This window comes from Mesorhizobium sp. M5C.F.Ca.IN.020.32.2.1 (assembly GCF_004023105.1).
Lineage (GTDB): Bacteria > Pseudomonadota > Alphaproteobacteria > Rhizobiales > Rhizobiaceae > Mesorhizobium > Mesorhizobium wenxiniae.
The window spans coordinates 1-885 of record NZ_RZSX01001425.1; the positions used below are offsets into that span (position 1 = coordinate 1).

Genomic DNA, 885 nt, shown 5'->3' on the forward strand with positions numbered 1-885 from the left:
CATGTGCACGGCTGCCGCCTTCGAGGCCACGAACGGGGCTCTGACATTGACCTCCATAGTTTCATCAAAGTCGGCGAGCGCCAATGTGTCGATCGGCGCGACGCGCCAGATACCGGCGCTGTTGACAAGGATGTCGAGCCGCCCGAAAACTCTCACTGCCTCGCTGACCGCCTCTTGGATTGCGGCGGCGTCGCGATTGTCGGCCTTGAGGGCAATGGCGCGACCGCCGGCTGCCTGAATATCCTCGACGACAGCACGGGCCTGCTCCTGACCGGTCACGTAAGTGAGTGCGACGCTGGCGCCGTCGGCCGCGAGCCTTCGTGCAATCGCTGCGCCGATGCCGCGGCTGCCGCCGGTGACGAGCGCGACCTTGCCGTTCAAGTGTTGCGATGACATTTTTTTCTCCTTTTTTTGTAATGATCGATACATAAATGTCTGCCAGCCTTGCCCGAGTGCGTCAACAGATTTATGTATCAATCAACACAGAAAGGATGCCATGCCCGAACGAGGCCGTCCCCGCACCTTCGATCGAACCGCTGCCTTGCGGCGTGCAATGGAGGTGTTTTGGGCGAAGGGTTACGAGGGCGCATCGATGACCGAGCTGACCTCGGCGATGGGCATCAACTCGCCCAGCCTCTACGCCGCCTTCGGCAGCAAGGAAGCGCTCTTCCTCGAAGCGGTCGAGCTCTACACGCAGGTCGAAGGCACCGATATCTGGTCCGCACTGGAAAAAGCGCCGACAGCGCGCGAGGCGGTCGAGCGCTTCTTGCGCCAGACGGCCAAGGCCTATTCGCAGACCGATCGTCCGCAAGGCTGCCTGATCGCACTCGGCGCTCTGCACCAGGATTCAAGCCGCGGCGCCATTTGCCATGACCTGCGCCGCCG

Annotated in this window: 2 protein-coding genes; one reads left to right on the plus strand and one right to left on the minus strand. The window is 62.0% G+C overall.

Annotated features, from left to right (window positions below):
- On the minus strand, nucleotides 1–396 hold a 396-nt coding region (locus EOA86_RS36510), incomplete at its 3' end, for an SDR family NAD(P)-dependent oxidoreductase (RefSeq protein WP_128345824.1).
- A gap of 100 nt (nucleotides 397–496) precedes the next feature.
- On the opposite strand from EOA86_RS36510, the gene EOA86_RS36515 reads away from it, so the two are divergent.
- On the plus strand, nucleotides 497–885 hold a 389-nt coding region (locus EOA86_RS36515), incomplete at its 3' end, for a TetR/AcrR family transcriptional regulator (RefSeq protein WP_164892402.1).